Annotated in this window: 12 protein-coding genes; 2 read left to right on the forward strand and 10 right to left on the reverse strand. The window is 69.5% G+C overall.

Features of this window, described 5'->3' with window-relative positions; all coding sequences use genetic code 11:
• Positions 1–96 precede the first annotated feature (96 nt).
• The 4 genes from GA0111570_RS15235 to treY form a co-directional block, all read right to left on the reverse strand.
• Positions 97–1035, reverse strand: a complete 939-nt coding sequence (locus GA0111570_RS15235; protein ID WP_092613292.1) for an HAD family hydrolase — start codon at positions 1033–1035, stop codon at positions 97–99.
• Between the two features lie 33 nt (positions 1036–1068).
• On the reverse strand, positions 1069–2838 hold the full coding sequence (locus tag GA0111570_RS15240) for a glycoside hydrolase family 3 protein (RefSeq protein ID WP_092613295.1): 1770 nt from the start codon (positions 2836–2838) through the stop codon (positions 1069–1071).
• A 204-nt stretch (positions 2839–3042) separates the two neighbouring features.
• Positions 3043–3765, reverse strand: coding sequence for a DsbA family oxidoreductase (locus GA0111570_RS15245; RefSeq protein WP_175557534.1), 723 nt, complete (start codon positions 3763–3765; stop codon positions 3043–3045).
• A 34-nt stretch (positions 3766–3799) separates the two neighbouring features.
• On the reverse strand, positions 3800–6073 hold the full coding sequence (treY, locus tag GA0111570_RS15250; RefSeq protein ID WP_092613298.1) for a malto-oligosyltrehalose synthase: 2274 nt from the start codon (positions 6071–6073) through the stop codon (positions 3800–3802).
• A gap of 294 nt (positions 6074–6367) precedes the next feature.
• Between treY and GA0111570_RS15255 the strand changes: the two genes are divergently transcribed.
• Both GA0111570_RS15255 and GA0111570_RS15260 read left to right on the forward strand, forming a co-directional pair.
• Positions 6368–7207, forward strand: coding sequence for an aldo/keto reductase (locus tag GA0111570_RS15255; RefSeq protein WP_092613300.1), 840 nt, complete (start codon positions 6368–6370; stop codon positions 7205–7207).
• Between the two features lie 154 nt (positions 7208–7361).
• Positions 7362–8336 carry a cation diffusion facilitator family transporter gene (locus tag GA0111570_RS15260; protein WP_092613303.1) on the forward strand — a complete coding sequence of 325 codons (975 nt, stop codon included), beginning with the start codon at positions 7362–7364 and terminating at the stop codon, positions 8334–8336.
• Here GA0111570_RS15260 and GA0111570_RS15265 read toward each other — a convergent pair whose 3' ends face one another.
• The 6 genes from GA0111570_RS15265 to GA0111570_RS15290 form a co-directional block, all read right to left on the reverse strand.
• Positions 8337–8858 (reverse strand): SixA phosphatase family protein, encoded by a 522-nt coding sequence (locus tag GA0111570_RS15265; protein ID WP_092613306.1) that lies wholly within the window; start codon positions 8856–8858, stop codon positions 8337–8339.
• Positions 8859–8942: 84 nt separating this feature from the next.
• Complete coding sequence (narI, locus tag GA0111570_RS15270) at positions 8943–9740, reverse strand: respiratory nitrate reductase subunit gamma (protein WP_092613309.1); 798 nt, start codon at positions 9738–9740, stop codon at positions 8943–8945.
• Positions 9740–10483: a nitrate reductase molybdenum cofactor assembly chaperone gene (gene narJ, locus GA0111570_RS15275; protein WP_139283282.1), complete on the reverse strand. Its 744-nt coding sequence runs from the start codon at positions 10481–10483 to the stop codon at positions 9740–9742. The genes narI and narJ overlap by 1 nt, the downstream gene beginning before the upstream one ends.
• Positions 10480–12117, reverse strand: a complete 1638-nt coding sequence (gene narH / locus GA0111570_RS15280; RefSeq protein WP_092613315.1) for a nitrate reductase subunit beta — start codon at positions 12115–12117, stop codon at positions 10480–10482. The genes narJ and narH overlap by 4 nt, the downstream gene beginning before the upstream one ends.
• On the reverse strand, positions 12117–15893 hold the full coding sequence (locus GA0111570_RS15285) for a nitrate reductase subunit alpha (protein ID WP_092613318.1): 3777 nt from the start codon (positions 15891–15893) through the stop codon (positions 12117–12119). Before GA0111570_RS15285 ends, narH begins: the two co-directional genes overlap by 1 nt.
• A 29-nt stretch (positions 15894–15922) precedes the next feature.
• Positions 15923–17257 (reverse strand): nitrate/nitrite transporter, encoded by a 1335-nt coding sequence (locus GA0111570_RS15290; protein WP_092613321.1) that lies wholly within the window; start codon positions 17255–17257, stop codon positions 15923–15925.
• Between the last annotated feature and the right edge of the window lie 103 nt (positions 17258–17360).

Genomic DNA, 17360 nt, shown 5'->3' on the forward strand with positions numbered 1-17360 from the left:
GGGTCCGGTCAGCTGGCCGGAGTGAAGGCGATCGGTCGGCTGGGGCCGGAGGGCCGCGTACGCCCGTCGTGGTGACGGGCGTACGCGGCAGGGGGCTTACTTGACCCGAGGCATCGAGACCTTGCGGTTCCCCGAGACGGTCTCCCACGGGACCTCGTCGGGGAGCTTGGCGTTGTACTCGTCGATCAGCTGCTGCTGGTAGGCGCCGGCGTACGTGCCGTCGAGGAACCTGGCCAGCGCCTCGTCCTTGAAGCGCTCCCAGGAGTGCTTCTCCTGGCCGGGCAGGATCGGGTAGAACAGGCAGTCGACCTTCGAGGCGGCGTCGCGGTCGCCGGGGGCGTCACCGATCAGCAGGATGTGGTCGTCGGGGTACTTGCCCTTGGCGGCGTACTGGACGTGCTCGGCCTTGGAGCCCATCTCCTGGCCGGCGATCACCTGCATGTACTGGGCGATGCCGTGCTCGTTCCACTCACGGTTGAGTGCCTCCAGCGGGGTGGCGGAGACGGTCATCTCGTCCACGCTGTCGTGCATCGCCTGCATGGCCTCGCGCACCCCCGGGAACGGGCCGCAGCCGTGCACCATGTCGGCGATCCGGGCGTTGACGTCGTTGCCCCAGGCGATCATCCGCTCGGCGGTCTCGGAGGGGTGCTCCTTGGCGAAGGCGGCCACGCCCTTGTCGGAGAGCGGGTGGTCGGACTCGATGAACTGGGTCAGCTCCGGGTAGTCCGGGATGGTGACGCCGCGCTCGGCGACCTCCGCCCGGTCCCGCAGCAGGTCGAGCAGCTGGCGCAGGGCGAGCCACCGGTTCAGGCCGCGGGTGATCGAGCCGAGGTTGACGAACAGGGCCGTCTCGCGGGCCAGGGTGGACACCGGCTGCAGGTCCCACCCCTTGATGTACGCGGGGGTGAAGCACTCCAGGTGCTTGATGTCCATCGCGTCCATCGCACAGCCATCGGAGTCGATACCGGCGAAGAAGTCCTTCGTCGGCTTGAAGTCGACCAGTACCTGGGCGGCCGCGGGGATGTTCTCGGTCATGGAAAGTCCTTACTCGTTCGCTGGGCCGGGTGGTCAGATGTGGCTGTCCGGCAGGCCGCCGAAGGCATCGACGGGGGAGATGCCGGTGAACTGCGACTTGCCCTCGAGCTTGTCGAGCACCGCGTCCTGGGTGAAGTCCTTGTCGTCGTAGGCGTTGATGAACGTCTTGATCTGGGGGACGTCGGGCAGGTGGTTCGGGCAGGCGAACGAGACGAAGATCGTCGGGACCTCGTGGACGTACCACGGGATGTCCATCGTGCCCTTGGTGGAGGGCCAGTAGACGCGCTCGATCGGCTGCATCAGGCCGTCGACCTTGGCCACCGAGATGACGAGGTCGTAGTTGTCGGTGATGTCGGAGATCGGGGACTTGCCCTCGTACGCGCTCATCACCAGCTTGGCCAGCTCGTCCGGGCCCTTGCCCTCGGCCTTGCGCTTGAGGGACTCGTACACGGTCACCTCGTAGCCGCGCTCGCGCATCTTCTCGGCGAAGGAGTCCGCGGGATGGCCGGCACCGCCACTGAGGGAGGTCATCGGGTTGGGCGAGCCCTCGATCGGGACGACCAGCACCCGCTTGTGCTTCTCGGTCGAGATCGGCAGCGGGGCGAAGCGCTTGTCCTGGTCCTTGACCAGGGTGATCGCCCGGTCGGCCACCTCGACGGCGAGGGCCTTGTTCTCCGGCAGGCCGATCTTGTCCAGCGCGTCCTCCTTGGGCGGCAGCAGCTCGGCGCGGGAGCGCTGGTGCAGGCCCAGCTTGGCCTTCAGGCCCAGCGTGCGGGTGATCGCCTCGTCGAGGCGCTCCTGGGTGAGCAGCCCGTTCGAGAGGCCCTCCTTCATCCAGGCGACGTCCTCGTCGGGGTCGTTGAAGAACAGGAACAGGTCGCAGCCGGCCATGATGGCTGTCGGCAGCACCTCGCGGCGCGGCATCGCGCCGGTCATCGCGACCATGTGCGAGGCATCGGTGACGACGACGCCATTGAAGCCGAGCTGGCCACGCAGCAGGTCGGTGGTGATCGCCTTGCTCAGCGTGGCGGGCAGGATGTCCTCGTCGGTCATCTGCGGCTCGAACTTCTTCTGGTAGCTCGGCAGCGCGATGTGGCCGGCCATGATCGAGGGCAGGCCGGCGTCGATCAGGCCCTGGTAGACCTTCCCGAAGGTGGCGTCCCACTCGTCGGTGGACAGCCAGTTGGGGGCGGAGGAGAGGTGCTGGTCGCGCTCGTCGATGCCGTCACCGGGCCAGTGCTTGGCGGCGGGCATGATGCCGGACTCCATGATGCCCTTCATGTAGGCCTTCGACATCTCCAGCACCAGGTCGGGGTCCTTGCCCCAGGTCCGCACCGAGATGATCGGGTTGCGCCAGTTGTTGTTCAGGTCGACGATCGGGGCGAACGACCAGTTGCAGCCGATGGCGGCCGCCTCGACGCCGGAGATGCGGCCCATCTCGTACGCGTACTTCGGGTCACCGGTTGCCGCGATCTTCACCTCGTGGCCGACGTAGGTGCCGTCGTTGGCGGCACCGTTGCCACCGGCCTCGGTGTTCGCGGCGATCAGCAGCGGGATCCTGGTGTTGTCCTGCAGGCACCGGTTCTGCTCCCAGATCTCCGGCGCGGGCGCCTTCTGGTAGCGCACGCCGGCGATGTGGTAAGTGTCCAGCACACCCTTGAGGTACTCAGGGTCGCGGCTGGACCCCATGTTGATGAAGAGCTGGCCGATCTTCTCGTCGAGTGACATCGACGCGAGGGTCTGTTCGACCCAGGCCACCCCCTCGTCGTCCAGGTTGAACGGCATCGCCTTGAGATCGACCACGGCCCTGACTCCTCATCGTGTCATCACTGTTTCTTCGGGACGTTCTCAACCTAACGAGGCGCCGAGAAGGTCGGACAGTGAATGCCAAGTGTTGCCAGTAGCGGGATGTCCGCCGCCCGCCGACACCGGGGCTGTGATGGGGTGGAGGGCTGGGGGCCGGGCCCCGGGATCAGTTGTGCCAGCGCCGGGGCTCGGTCTCAGCCGTCAGTCGCAGCCCTCGGGACCGCACGCCGGGGCGTCGCCGTCGGAGTCCAGGGTGATGAAGTTGCGTGGGGCCGGGTGGGCCTCCTCCCACACCTTCTGCAGGGCCTGGGCGAAGAGTTCGGTGGGCTGGGCGCCGGAGATCGCGTACTTGTCCTCGAGCACGAAGAAGGGCACGCCGGTGACGCCGATCGACCGCGCGGTGTTGAAGTCCCCGAGCACCTCGGCGTGCAGCCGGTCGTCCTCCATCGCCGTCCGGACGGCCTCCTCGGACAGGCCGTGGCGGCCGCCGACGGCCACCAGCACCTCCGGGTCGCTGATCGCCTCACCGCGCAGGAAGTGCGCCGACAGCAGGTCGTCCTTCACCGCGCCGACGTCGACGCCGCCCGTGCCGGCGGCAAGGTGCAGCAGCAGGTGCGCGCGCAGCGAGTTGGCCGGCACCAGGCGGTCCCAGTCGTACTCCAGGCCCACGGTCCGGGCCTGCTCCGAGACCGTCCCGAGCATCTGGCCGACCTGCTCGGAGGACATGCCCTTGACCGAGGCGAGGTACTCCTGCTCGCTGCCCTCGTACCGCTCCGGCAGCGAGGGGTCGAGCTGGTAGGAGCGCCAGGTCACCCGTACGTCGTCCCTGTGCGCGAAGCCAGCGAGGGCGGCCTCGAAGCGGCGCTTGCCGATGAAGCACCACGGGCAGGCGATGTCGGACCAGATGTCGACGCGCAGGGTCATGTCGTGCCTTCCTTGGGGGCCGTGGGGCCCTGGCTCATCGACGGACGAGCAGGGCCACGGGGTAGTCGAAGAGGATCTGTGCCACCTCGACCGTACCCGAGAAGGTCCCGGGCCGGAGCAGGCTGTCGTACGTTCCGTCGAGCCGGACGGTCGTGTCCCGCCACCCACCGGCGGCGGCGAGGCCGCGCGGCAACCGGGTTGCCAGGGTGATCGCACCGCCCCGGTCGAAGCCGACCAGGTGCTGTGCCGCCGGGCCGTCGGCCGGCACCGGCGCGTACCCGGTGAACAGCTCGGGACGGTTCCGGCGCAGGCGCAGGGCCTGCCCGGTGACCCACAGCTTCGCGGCGCCGGTGGCGTCGATCGGTGGTGCCTCGGTGCCCTGCAGGATGCGCTCGCAGGCGGCGAAGTCGACCTGGCGGCGGTTGTCGGGATCGACCAGTGAGTCGTCCCACATCTCGGTGCCCTGGTAGACGTCCGGCACGCCGGGCATCGTCAGCTGGACGAGCTTCTGGCCCAGCGAGTTGGACCAGCCGGAGCGGGTGACCATGTCCAGGATGACGCGCAGCCTCTCGGCGTTGTCCGGGTCGTCGTACGCCCGGTCGATGGCCGCGTGCACGACCCGCTCGAACTCCTCGTTCGGGTCGGTCCAGCTGGTCTGGTCGGCCGCCTCGCGCATCGCCTTGGTGGCGTACGCCTGCACCCGCTCGCGCTCGATCGGGCCGGCCCCGGTCAGGGTCTGGGCCAGCAGGTAGGCCAGCGAACGGTTCTGGATGTCCATTCGCTCCACGAAACCCTGGGCGAACGGTGCCCACACCTCGCCGATCTCGGACAGCACGTTGAGCCGGGCCCGGACGTCCTCGCTGCGCTTGGTGTCGTGGGTGGACAGCGACGTCATCGACTCGGGCCAGTACAGCTGCCGGTCGACCATTCGGCGGTGGAACTCGTCCACGCCGATCCCGAACGTTCCGGGGTCGCCGCCGACCTCGTTGAGGGCGATGTAGCGCGAGTAGCGGTAGTAGGCCGTGTCCTCCACACCCTTGGCCATCACCGCGCCGCACAGCTGCTGGAACCGGACCGACATCGGGTCCTTCGGGTCGTGCAGCCGGTCGGTGACCTGGCCGATGACCTCCTTCAGGTCCGGCCGGGCCTCGATGGCTGCGCGCTCCGCGGCCAGCAGGTAGCCGTCGCCCTGGGGCAGGTAGGAGCGGTACACCTCGTAGCGGGCCGCGATCTCGGCGAGCGCCGACTCCAGCGGTTCGCGCTCCACTGCGGGGGCCAGACGGGCGATCCGGTGGCGCTCGGCCTCCAGCAGCTCGTACGCCGCGTTGAGCTTGCCCTCGAGGATGTGGTCCTCGATGTTCACGTGGTCACCGGTGATCGAGGTGTAGATCCGGGTGAACTGCTTCTCCGCGGACGTGTCGATGAACACGGCGCCGGCATCGAACATCGCGTCGTAGCCGCTGGTGCCCTGGATCGGCCAGCTAGGCAGGGACTCGTTGCGCTCCAGGATCTTCTCCCCGACGATCCAGGCGTCCGGGGCCAGCTCGCGCAACCGGACGAAGTAGCCTCCGGGGTCGGCCAGGCCGTCCGGGTGGTCCACCCGCAGGCCCTGGACGTCACCGTCGCTGATCCACTTGGCGATCCGGGTATGCGTGGCCGCGAAGACCTCAGGGTCCTCCTGCCGCAGGCCGGCCAGCGAGGTCACCGTGAAGAACCGGCGGTAGGTGAGGGCGTCCCGGCCCAGCTGCCAGGGGACCAGCCGGTAGTACTGGCGCTGGTGCACCGCCCGGGCGGAGTCACCGGGGGACCAGGTGCCCTCGGCGACCGGGTAGCGGTGCTCGTAGTAGTGCAGTTCGGCGCCGTCGTCGGTCTCGACCAGCGCCAGCTGGTCCTCGCCGTCCTTGCCCAGCACCGGCAGCAGCACCGGGAAGCGCTCCCACTCGATGTCGTACCAGCCCGCGTAGGGGGAGTCCTTGCCCTCCTTGAGGACGCTCCACCAGGACGGGTTCTGGTCGGGCTCGGCCACTCCGAGGTGGTTGGGGACGATGTCCACCACCACGTCGATACCGGCCGCCCGTGCCGCCTCGACCAGCTCGGCCCAGGCCGACTCGCCGCCACGCTGGGGGTCGACCTGCGTCGGGTCGACGCAGTCGTAGCCGTGCTCGGAGTCGAGTGTCGAGGTCAGGAGTGGCGAGAGGTACAACGCACCGACCCCCAGGTCACGCAGGTAGCCGACCATCCCCGCCGCATCGCGCAGCGTGAAGTCCGGGGTGATCTGGAGTCGGTAGGTCGAGCTGGGTGCAGGCACGGGCTTCCTTTCGGTCAAGTCCGCCGCCAGACTATCGGTCCTGTCACTTCTTGCGGCCCGAGGACCCCGGAGGATCCAGGACCATGGCCGATCCGCCGCCGCGACGGACGGGTTCGGAGGCCGCGGCCAGGCGGCTGAACAGGCCTGCCGGGTCCGATTTCGGTCCAGCTCGTTCACTTCGTCGGTGCGGCCTGCCAGAGTGGGACCTGACCGTCCGGTGGCCACCGTCCGGTGGGTGCGCCGTGCACCCACCGGCCGCGCAGGCCCCGGTCCCTCGACCACCAGGAGTGATCCATGACGACCAACCTCGCGCCCACTGTCCCCTTGCTCGGCGGGGGCCGGATGCCGCTGCTCGGCCTCGGTACCTGGCCGATGACCGGTGCCGAGTGCACCGAGGCGGTGGCCACCGCCATCGACGCCGGCTACCGCCTGGTCGACACTGCCGAGAACTACGAGAACGAGGCCGCCGTCGGCGCCGGCGTCCTGCAGGCGTCCGTGCCCCGCGAGGAGGTGTTCGTCACCACCAAGTTCAACCAGAAGTGGCACGGGCGTGACCTGGTCACCCAGGCGCTCGAGGCGGCGCTGGAGCGGATGGGCCTGGACTACGTCGACCTGTGCCTGGTGCACTGGCCCAACCCCGGGCACGGCCGTTACGTCGAGGCCTTCGAGGGTCTCCTCGCCGCGCAGCAGGCCGGGTTGACCAGGTCGGTCGGCACGTCGAACTACACCGCTGAGTTCCTCGAGGCGCTGTTCGATGCCGGCTACGTGCCGGAGGTCAACCAGATCGAACTGGACCCGACGCGCCCCCGCCGCGACCTGCAGGCGATCCACCGCGAGAAGGGCATCGTCACCGAGGCCTGGAGCCCGCTGGGCCGCTACCACCGCGACGACCTGATGGCCGCACCCGCCGTCGCCGACGCCGCTCGCGAGCTCGACCGGACCCCGGCCCAGATCGTGCTGCGCTGGGAGGTCCAGCAGGACATCGTGGCGGTACCGAAGTCCGCGGACCCGGCGCGCCAGGTCGAGAACCTGTCCCTGTTCGACTTCGAGCTCTCGGCCGAGCAGATGGCCGCCATCGACGCGCTGGCGGACCCGAACGCCGACATCGTCTCCCCGCTCGAGTTCGGCCACTGAGGCTCCCGAGCCAGCCGGGCGTACGGCCGCGGACCTCGGCGTCGAGTGCCGCGGCCGTACGTCCATCCATACGTCCACCAGCTCGTCCGACCGCCCCGTAGCCAAGCCTTTCCTCGGTATCCCGGGGGGCCGCCGACGGTTACCGTTGTTGTACATGAGCACCAACGAGACCGCCGGTCGCCCGGTCGACCTCCACTTCCTCCGCCGCTTCATGTGGCTGTCCGTGGCCGCGGCGCTGGCCACCATGGCGATCAAGGGTGGCGCCGCCTACCTGACCGGATCGGTCGGCCTGCTGTCCGATGCGCTGGAGTCCACGGTCAACCTGGCCGCCGCGCTGATCGGTGTCTGGGCCCTCACCCTGGCCGCCAAGCCGGCCGACGAGGGGCACCCGTTCGGGCACGGCAAGGCGGAGTACTTCTCCTCCCTCGCCGAGGGATCGATGATCCTGGTCGCGGCGACACTGATCGTCTACACCGCCATCCAGCGGCTGATCCACCCGGCTCCGGTCGAGGAGATCGGCGTGGGCCTGCTGCTGTCCACCGGTGCCTCACTGATCAACCTGGCGGTCGCGCTCGTGCTGCGGCGCGTCGGCCGGCGGCACCGCTCGATCGCGCTGGAGGCCGACGGCAAGCACCTGATGACCGACGTGTGGACCTCGGCCGGCGTGCTGGTCGGGGTGGGGCTGGTATTCGTCACCGGCTGGCAGCCGCTCGACCCGATCGTCGCCCTGCTGGTGGGCGTCAACATCCTGGTCACCGGCTGGGGCCTGCTGCGCCGCTCCGGGACCCTGCTGCTCAGCAGCTCGATCGAGGAGTCCGAGCTGGCGCTGCTGCGTGAGGTGGAGGCCAGGGTCGCCGCGCGTGAACCCGTGCACTTCCTGCGCAACCAGACCGTCCAGCAGGGCCAGACGGCGCTGGTCCACGCCTTCATGTGCGTCCCGGACGACTGGACGGTGCTGCGGGCCCGGCGGCTGGCCGAGGAGGTCAAGCAGGAGCTGACCGCCGTGCTGCACCGGACCGACACCTACGTGCACGTCCAGTCGCACTCCTCCCACGACGTCGAGTCGGACGAGGTGCTCGAGGCGCTGGAGCGCGAGAGCCGCCAGTCACGCGAGCAGTCCGCCGGCTGATCAGCAGGAAGCGGGGTCGTTGCCCTCCGAGCCGACGGTGCCCAGCAGGCGTACGCCACTGCGCTCGCCATCGGCCAGCTCGGCCCAGGTGCACGGCAGCTGGACCGCCATCACGGCGGAGACGGGGAAGGCACAGCGTACGGCGTCCGCATCCCCGTGGCCCGCGTCGTACGACAGCTCGTTGGCCAGCATCGGCAGCCCGGGGGAGTGCGCGACCACCAGCAGGGAGTCGACCTCGTCCTCGATCTCGCCGATCCGCTGCAGGAGCGTCTCCACGTCGGCCAGGTAGAGCGCGTCCTGGTACTCCTCGCGAGGCTCGCCGGGCAGGGCGAGGCCGGCGACGGTCTGGCGGCAGCGCTCGGCGCTGGAGCTCATCACGACCTGGATACCGGCGTCGGCCAGCAGGGCACCGGCCGCGGCGGCCTGCCGTTGGCCGAAGTCACTGAGCGGGCGCTCCTTGTCGGAGGCGACGGAATGCGCCGCGGCCTCGCCGTGGCGCATCAGGTAGAGCATACGTTCCATACCCCCCAGGGTACCGGAGCGGGGGAGGGCGGACGACGCGCGTGCCGTCCGCCCTCCCCCCGCGTCCACCTTCCGGCGCCCGGCTCAGGGGTTCGGATCCTCCGAGGGCGGGTGCACCCGTCCGCCGCGGGAACGATCCAGGGACACCGGTCCGACGATCGGCTCCCACCCCCGGTCGGGGCGCCGGATCGACGGGTTCGCCTCGCGGGACCGGTAGACGATGTAGGGCCGGGTCGGGTAGGCGAGCGGGACCGAGAAGGCGTGCACCAGGCGGGTGTACGGCCAGATCGCGAAGAGCAGGAACGCCGCCACGATGTGCAGTTGGAAGTACAGCGGCACCCCGGTCATCAGGTCCGCCTGCGGCTGCAGGCCCAGGATCGAGCGCAGCCACGGCGAGATGGTCGCCCGGTAGTCGTAGCCCTCGCCGCCCAGCACCTGGTACATCACCGTCGCGATGCTGCCGAGCAGGATCGGCAGCGCCAGCAGGACGTACATCACCTTGTCGTTGACGGTGGTCGCCTGGAAGACGCCACCGACCGTACGCCGGCGGTAGATCAGCAGGGCCAGGCCGAGCACGGTGGCCAGGCCGGCCAGCCCGCCGCCGACGGTGGCGAGCAGGTGGTAGGCCTCCTGCTTGATGCCCATCCCCTCGGTCCAGGTCTTCGGGACCAGCAGGCCCATCACGTGACCGGCACCGACGGCAAGGATGCCGTAGTGGAACAGGGGTGATCCGAGCCGCAGCATCCGGCTCTCGTGCAGCTCGGAGGAGCGCGTGGTCCAGCCGAACTTGTCATGGCGGTAGCGCCAGATGGTCCCGACCACGAGCATGGTCAGGCTGACGTAGGGGAAGACGATCCACAGCATGATTTCCAGGGCAGTCATCATCGCTCCAGGGGGTGGGTCGAGCCGGTGCCGGCCGTACGTCGGAGGGCCTCGGTGGGCACCAGGGGTTCGCGGGGACCGAGGGCGTCGACGCCGACCATCTCGGTCGGGGGGCCGCCGGCGATCAGGTCGAGGGTACGCAGGCGGGTGGCCTCGTCCACGTGCGGCAGCGTGAGGGTGACCGCCTCCACGACGGCCTTCCAGGGGCTGGCCAGCTGCCCCAGCGCCTCGCGCAGGACCTCCAGGCCCTCGCGGTGCGAGCCCAGCAGGACCCCTGCCACCTCCGGGTCCCCGAGGGCCGAGAACTCCAGCACGACCGGCAGGTAGTCGGGCAGCTCGTTGGCGGCGAGCTCGTGGCCGGCGGCCCGGTAGGCCTCCAGGAAGGTGACCAGCGCCGTGCCGCGCTTGCGCGTGTCGCCGGTCAGGTAGTACGAGAGGTAGAGCGAGCACTTCCGCTTCAGGTCGAAGGTCTCCACGTACTGCTGGGCCAGGGCATCGCCACCGACGTGGCGGGCATGGGCCAGGAAGGTCGCGAGCCGGTCGCCGATCGGGCGGGGCAGCGCAGCGACCTCGGCCTCGACCGCCGGGTAGCGCTCGAGGTTGGCGGGCGTGGGGTAGTCCAGCAGCACGGCCGCAGCCATGTGCGTCAGGGCGCGCTGCCGGGCGGAGTGCGGGACGACGGCCAGCGCCGGCCGGCGGGGTCGGCCGAGGAAGCTTCCCCGGCCCGCTCCGGGAAGACTCACAGCGCACCTCCGGCGAAGCCCGGGGTGCCGGGGAAGCCATCCAGGTCCTCGCGCCGGCTCAGGGTGAGCCGGACCCGCTGCGCCCCACCGGGCGAGCCGGATCCGTGCGAGCCACCATGGTCGGCCTCGGAGTGTGCGTGCCCGGCCGCGGCCAGTCCCGGACCGTTCATCCCGACCCCGTCGGGCTCGTCGAGCGAGCAGCCCATCGGGTCGACCGCCGCCATGGCGCGGCCGATCTCGCCGTGCGTGGTCGGGATGACGTACCGCTCGTCGTAGTCGGCGATGGCCAGCAGCCGGTACATGTCCTCGACCTCCTGCCCGGTCATCCCGACCGCCGCGGCGATCTCCTCCTGCGGCGGGTTGCCCAGGTTGATGTCGCGCATGTACGAGCGCATCGCGGCCAGCCGGCGCAGCGCCAGCTCGACCGGACGGGGGTCGCCGGCGGTGAACAGCTCGGCCATGTACTCCAGCGGGATGCGCATCGTCGACAGCGCGGTCAGCAGCACCCGGTGGTCCTCGGCATCGTTCCCGGTCCGGGCGACCTCGTCGACGATCGGGGACAGCGGCGGCACGTACCAGACCATCGGCAGCGTGCGGTACTCCGGGTGCAGTGGCAGCGCGACCTCGTAGTCGTGGATCAGGCGCCACACGGGGGAGCGCTGGGCGGCCTGGATCCAGTCGTGCGGGATGCCGGCGGCCTCTGCGGCGACCTGGACCGCGGGGTCGTGCGGGTCGAGGAAGGCGTTCCGCTGGGCGGCGAGCAGGTCGTGCTCGTCCTCCACCGAGGCGGCCTCGGTGACCCGGTCGGCGTCGTACAGCACGATGCCGAGGTAGCGCAGCCGGCCCACGCAGGTCTCGGAGCAGACCGTGGGCAGCCCCTCCTCCAGCCGCGGGTAGCAGAGCGTGCACTTCTCGGCCTTGCCGGAGCGGTGGTTGAAGTAGACCTTCTTGTACGGGCAGCCGGAGACGCACATCCGCCAGCCGCGGCACTGGTCCTGGTCGACCAGCACGATCCCGTCCTCGACCCGCTTGTACATCGCGCCCGAGGGGCAGGAGGCCACACAGCTGGGGTTGAGGCAGTGCTCGCAGATCCGGGGCAGGTAGAACATGAAGGTCTTCTCGTACTCGAGCCGGACCTTCTCGTTCATCTTCGCCAGGATCGGGTCGTTGACGGCGATCTCCTGGGAGCCGGCCAGGTCGTCGTCCCAGTTGGCCGACCAGGAGATCTTCATCTCCTCGCCGGTGATCAGCGAACGCGGGCGCGCCACCGGTACGTGCGGGGAGTCCGCGGGCGCGGTCAGCAGCATGTCGTAGTCGTACGTCCACGGCTCGTAGTAGTCGGCGATCTTGGGCATGTCCGGGTTGTAGAAGATCGTCGCCAGCTTGCGCAGGCGACCGCCGCCGCGCAGCCGGATCCGGCCGTTGGGCTGGCGGATCCAGCCGCCCTTCCAGCGGTCCTGGTCCTCGTACGTCCGGGGGTAGCCGAGGCCCGGACGGGTCTCGACGTTGTTGAACCAGACGTACTCCAGGCCGGACCGGTTGGTCCACGCCTGCTTGCACGTGACCGAGCAGGTGTGGCACCCGATGCACTTGTCGAGGTTCATCACCATCGCCATCTGCGCCATGATCCGCATCAGTACTGCACCTCCTGGCTGCGGCGACGGATGACCGTCACCTCGTCGCGTTGGTTGCCGGTGGGCCCGACGTAGTTGAAGCCGTAGGCGTGCTGGGCGTAGCCGCCGACCAGGTGGGTCGGCTTCATCAGCACCCGGGTCAGGGCGTTGTGGATGCCGCCGCGGGTGCCGGAGGTCTCCGTACGGGGGACGTCGACCGTACGCTCCGTGGCGTGGTGCATGAACACCGTGCCCTCCGGCATCCGGTGGGAGACCACCGCGCGGGCGACCACGACGCCGTTGCGGTTGTACGACTCGACCCACTCGTTGTCCTTGACGCCGATCTTCGCCGCATCGGCCGGGGACATCCAGATGTTGGGGCCGCCGCGGCTCAGCGAGAGCATGTACAGGTTGTCCTGGTACTCGGAGTGGATGGACCACTTGTTGTGCGGGGTCAGGTAGCGCACGCCGACCTCGACCCCGGCGCTCTCGTGGCCGGTGGTGGTGGAGCCGATCTTCGCGTCTCCGAAGAGCCGGTGCATGTCCAGCGGTGGCTTGAAGGTCGGCAGGTTCTCCCCGAGGTCGGACATCCAGTCGTGGTCGAGGAAGAAGTGCATCCGGCCGGTCAGGGTGTGCCAGGGCTTGTCCCGCTCCACGTTCTGGACGAACGCGGAGTAACGACGTCCGCCGGTCTCCGACCCGGACCACTCCGGGGAGGTGATCACCGACTGCGGCTGCTGCTCGGTGTCGGCGTACGTGATCCGGCGTCCCTCGTTCTCCGCGGCCAGGTCGGCCATCCGGGTCCCGGTCCGCTTCTCCAGGGTGTGGAAGCCCTGGGTGGCGAGGTGGCCGTTGGAGGTCCCGGACAGCCGCAGGATCATCTCCGCGGCCTTCACGTCGGTGTCGACCAGCGGCCGGCCGGCGCAGGAGCCGTTCCGGGCCACCCCGTTCATCCCGGCCAGCTCGGCGATCTCCTGCTCCGGGTGCAGCACGATGCCCTTCACCGGCATCCCCAGCTTTTCCGACAGCGGCCCGATGGTGTCGAACTTGTCGCGGATCGCCGTGTAGTCGCGCTCGATGGTGATCAGCTTGGGCATCGTCACGCCGGGGACCATCGGGGTCTCGGCGAGCGGCCTGGTGGCGCCGTGCGGCATGCCCATCGCGTCGGGCGTGTCGTGGTTGAGCGGGGCGGCGAGCAGGTCGTGGCGGGTGCCCAGGTGTTCTCGGGCCATGTCGGAGACGATCCCGGCCAGGGTCCGGAAGATCTCGAAGTCGGTCCGGGACTCCCACGGCGGCGCGATCGCCGGGTTGAACGAGTGGATGAACGGGTGCATGTCGGTCGTCGAGATGTCGTGCTTCTCGTACCAGGTCGCCGCCGGCAGCACCAGGTCGGAGTGCAGCGTGGTCGAGGTCATCCGGAAGTCGAGCGTGGTGAAGAGGTCGACCTTGCCGGTCGCGGCCTCGTCGCGCCAGACCATGTCCCGGGGCCGGCGCTCCGGCTCGCACTCGGCGGCCCGGATGGCGTCCCGCGCGCCCAGCAGGTGCTTGTGGAAGTACTCCGCACCCTTGGCGGAGGAGCCGATCAGGTTGGTCCGCCAGTTGGTGACCACCCGTGGGAAGTTCTCCGGGTCGTCCGGGTCCTCGCAGGCGTAGTGCAGCTCGCCCTTCTGGAGCTGGTCGACCACGTACGCCGGCACCTCCATGCCTGCGGCGGCCGCGTCCTCGGTGATCGTCAGCGAGTTGCGGTCGAAGGTCGGGTAGGTCGGCATCCAGCCGCGCTTGTTCGCCTCGATCAGGGTGTCGGCGGTGGTCCGCCCGCGCATCCGGTCACTGGCCAGCGGGGAGGCCAGCGCGTCGGCGGGCAGCCCGTCGTAGCGCCACTGGTCGGTCGCCAGGTACCAGTAGGAGGCGGTGGTCATGTGCCGGGTGGGCCGTTGCCAGTCGAAGGCGAAGGCGTACTGTTGGAAGCCGGTGATCGGCCGGACCTTCTCCTGGCCGACGTAGTGCGCCCAGCCGCCGCCGTTGCGGCCCTGGCAGCCGCACATCATCACCAGGGCGATCATCGTGCGGTAGATGGTGTCGGCGTGGAAGTAGTGGTTCACCCCCGCGCCCATGATGATCATCGAACGGCCGTGCGAGTCGTCCGCGTTCTGCGCGAACTCCCGCGCCACCCGGGTGATCTGGGCGGCCGGAATGCCCGTGATCGTCTCGGCCCAGGCCGGCGTGCCGACCGCCTCGGTGTCGGTCTCGTCGCGCGGCCACTCGCCGGGCAGCGGCGCCCGCTCGACGCCGTACTGGGCCAGCATCAGGTCGTAGACGGTGGTGACCAGCAGCTCGCCGACCCGGCGGGCAGGGACGCCGCGGCGCACCAGCGAGGAGCTGCCGACGTGGTTGGCGTCCTCGTCATCGGTGCCGGCGGGCACGGTGTCGAACCGGGGCAGCGAGAGCTCGACCGGCTCGTAGGAGCCCTCCAGCAGGGACATCACCGGGTCGATGTCGCCGGCCTCGAGGTTCCACTTGCCGAGGCCGGACTCGCCGAAGCGGTGGCCCAGGGAGCCGTTCGGCACCCGGGGGGCACCGCTGCGGTCCATCACGACCGTACGGAAGGCGGCGTTCTCCTCGGCTGCGAACTCCGGCAGGTCCTCGGCGGTGACGAACTTGCCCGGCACGTGCGTCAGGGTGCCGTCCGGCAGCCGCTGCTCGGCGAGCGCGACCAGGTAGGGCGCATCGGTGTACTTCTTCATGTAGTCCAGGAAGTACGGGGTGCCCGCCGCGACGTGGAAGTCGCGCAGGATGACGTGTCCCATGGCCAGGCCCAGGGCTCCGTCGGTGCCCGGGTGGATCGCCATCCACTCGTCGGCGAACTTGGTGTTGTCGGCGTAGTCGGGGCTGACCGTGACCACCTTGGTGCCCTTGTAGCGCACCTCGGTCATGAAGTGGGCGTCCGGGGTACGGGTGACGGGGACGTTGGAGCCCCACATCATCAGGTAGGAGCTGTTGTACCAGTCGCCGGACTCGGGGACGTCGGTCTGGTCCCCGAAGACCTGCGGGGAGGCCATCGGCAGGTCGGCGTACCAGTCGTAGAACGACAGGATCGCGCCGCCCAGCAGCGAGTAGAAGCGGGTGCCGGCGCCGTACGAGACCTGGCTCATCGCCGGGATGACGGAGAAGCCGGCCAGCCGGTCGGGACCGTAGCGCTTGATCGTGTAGACGTGGGCGGCGGCCGCGATCTCGTTGGCGGTGTCCCAGCTGACCCGGACCAGGCCTCCCTTGCCGCGCTGGGACTTGTACGCGTGTGCCTTCTCCGGGTCCTCGACGATCGACTCCCAGGCGTCGACGGGGTCGGGGTGGGCCCGCTTGGCCTCCCGCCACAGCCGCAGCAGCACCGACCGGGCGTACGGGTAGCGGACCCGGGTGGGGGAGTAGGTGTACCAGCTGAAGGCCGCGCCGCGCGGGCAGCCGCGGGGCTCGTAGTCCGGCATGTCGGGGCCGGTGCCCGGGTAGTCGGTCTGCTGGGCCTCCCAGGTGATGATGCCGTCCTTGACGTACACCTTCCACGAGCAGGACCCGGTGCAGTTCACCCCGTGGGTGGAGCGGACCACCTTGTCGTGCGACCAGCGGTCGCGGTAGAAGACGTCGCCCTCACGGCCGCCGGTGAGGAAGAGTTGCCGCTTGTCCGCCGAGGCGGTGCCGCGCCGGAAGAAAGTCCCCAGGCCGAGCAGGCCGTTGTCGTCACTCGGGGTCGGGGCCGCGTGCTCGGGGCCGGTGGAACCTGCCGGACGTGTGGTGGAGGTCATCGGGGGTCCTTTCGCGATGGGGGCAGCGGTCAGCCGGGAAACGGTGCCCTGGGCCGGGCGTACATCACCCAGGTGAGCAGCGTGCAGAGGATGAAGAAGATCCCGCAGCCGATGAAGAAGGCGTGGGCGTCGAGGTTGGCCAGGGCCACGCCCACGAAGAACGGACCGAAGGAGGCGATGGCGGCGGTGAAGCCGATCACGCCGCCGGCCTGGCGCGGCGGCATGATCATCGGCATCTGCTTGAAGGTGCCGGCGTTGCCGATGCCCGCGAAGAAGAACATCGCGAACATGGACACCAGGAAGCCCTTGTACTCGTCGGGTGAGCTCGGGTTCAGGAACGTGGCCGCCACCAGGATCGAGATGGACATCCCGACGCCGGCGACGAAGGTCCACAGGGCGCCGCCGAACCTGTCGCACAGCGGGCCCCAGGCCACCCGGACCGCGGAGGCGATCAGCGGCGGCAGGAAGCCGAAGGCGGCGCCGGCGACGAGACCCGAGACGTCACCACTGGCGGGGACGAACTTCGAGGTGATGCCGAAGGTGTTGTTCACCAGCAGGACGAACTGGGCGGCGAACCCGGAGAACGCGCCGAAGGTCATCAGGTAGATCAGCATCAGGGCCCAGGTGTTCCGGTTGCCGAAGATGTCCATCTGCTGGCGGAAGTTGGCCTTGACCGGGACGTCGCGCAGGAAGAACCAGGCCAGCACGGCGGCCAGCACCGTCCAGGGGACCAGCACCAGGCCGACGTTGTGCAGCCAGATCGGGTGGCCGGCCGCCTGCTGCGGGGTGAGGAAGGCGGTGCCCAGCAGGCCGAAGCCCATCACCCACGGGCCGAGGACCTGGATGATCGACATGCCGAAGTTGCCGATGCCGGCCTGGGTGCCCAGGGCCGTCCCGGACTTCGACTTGGGGAAGAAGTAGCCGGTGGAGGGCATGTAGCCCGAGAAGACCCCGCCGCCGATGCCACAGGCGAAGGCGAGCAGCAGCAGGGTCGAGTACGGGGTGCCCGAGTCGCGGACCGCGAAGGTCCAGCCGAGCATCGGGATCAGCAGCAGCAGGGACGACAGCGTGACGAGCTTGCGGGTGCCCAGCAGCGGCGGGAGGAACATCCAGGTCAGCCGGAAGATGCCGGCGGCCAGGCCGGGCATGGAGACCAGCCAGTACAACTGGGCCTTGGTCAGGTCGAAGCCGACCTTGTTCAGCTGCGGTGCCACGGTGGAGACGATGTACCAGGTGCAGAACGCCAGGATCATCGAGTAGGTCGTGATCCAGAGTGTTCGCCAGGCGATGCGACTGTCCCAGGTCTCCTCGTTGTTGGGATCCCAGTTGGACAGATCCGGTGCGAGTGCGGTGCCTGCCGCCATCCTTCGACTCCCTCGTATGTCGTAGTACTACGCGCATCCTGCCGTATTTTTCCCGATCATGCCAAGGAAAATGACCCGAGTTGGTGTGAGGTGTGCTGCACGG

The organism is Raineyella antarctica, from assembly GCF_900092135.1.
GTDB classification, from domain to species: Bacteria; Actinomycetota; Actinomycetes; order Propionibacteriales; family Propionibacteriaceae; genus Raineyella; species Raineyella antarctica.

Bases quoted from the DNA above. Each gene is read 5' to 3' on its own strand.
- narI (WP_092613309.1), bottom strand. From the start codon at position 9,740: ATGACTGCCCTGGAAATCATGCTGTGGATCGTCTTCCCCTACGTCAGC.
- GA0111570_RS15235 (WP_092613292.1), bottom strand. From the start codon at position 1,035: ATGACCGAGAACATCCCCGCGGCCGCCCAGGTACTGGTCGACTTCAAG.
- narH (WP_092613315.1), bottom strand. From the start codon at position 12,117: ATGCGGATCATGGCGCAGATGGCGATGGTGATGAACCTCGACAAGTGC.
- GA0111570_RS15285 (WP_092613318.1), bottom strand. From the start codon at position 15,893: ATGACCTCCACCACACGTCCGGCAGGTTCCACCGGCCCCGAGCACGCG.
- GA0111570_RS15290 (WP_092613321.1), bottom strand. From the start codon at position 17,257: ATGGCGGCAGGCACCGCACTCGCACCGGATCTGTCCAACTGGGATCCC.
- GA0111570_RS15265 (WP_092613306.1), bottom strand. From the start codon at position 8,858: ATGGAACGTATGCTCTACCTGATGCGCCACGGCGAGGCCGCGGCGCAT.
- GA0111570_RS15245 (WP_175557534.1), bottom strand. From the start codon at position 3,765: ATGACCCTGCGCGTCGACATCTGGTCCGACATCGCCTGCCCGTGGTGC.
- GA0111570_RS15255 (WP_092613300.1), top strand. From the start codon at position 6,368: ATGACGACCAACCTCGCGCCCACTGTCCCCTTGCTCGGCGGGGGCCGG.
- GA0111570_RS15260 (WP_092613303.1), top strand. From the start codon at position 7,362: ATGAGCACCAACGAGACCGCCGGTCGCCCGGTCGACCTCCACTTCCTC.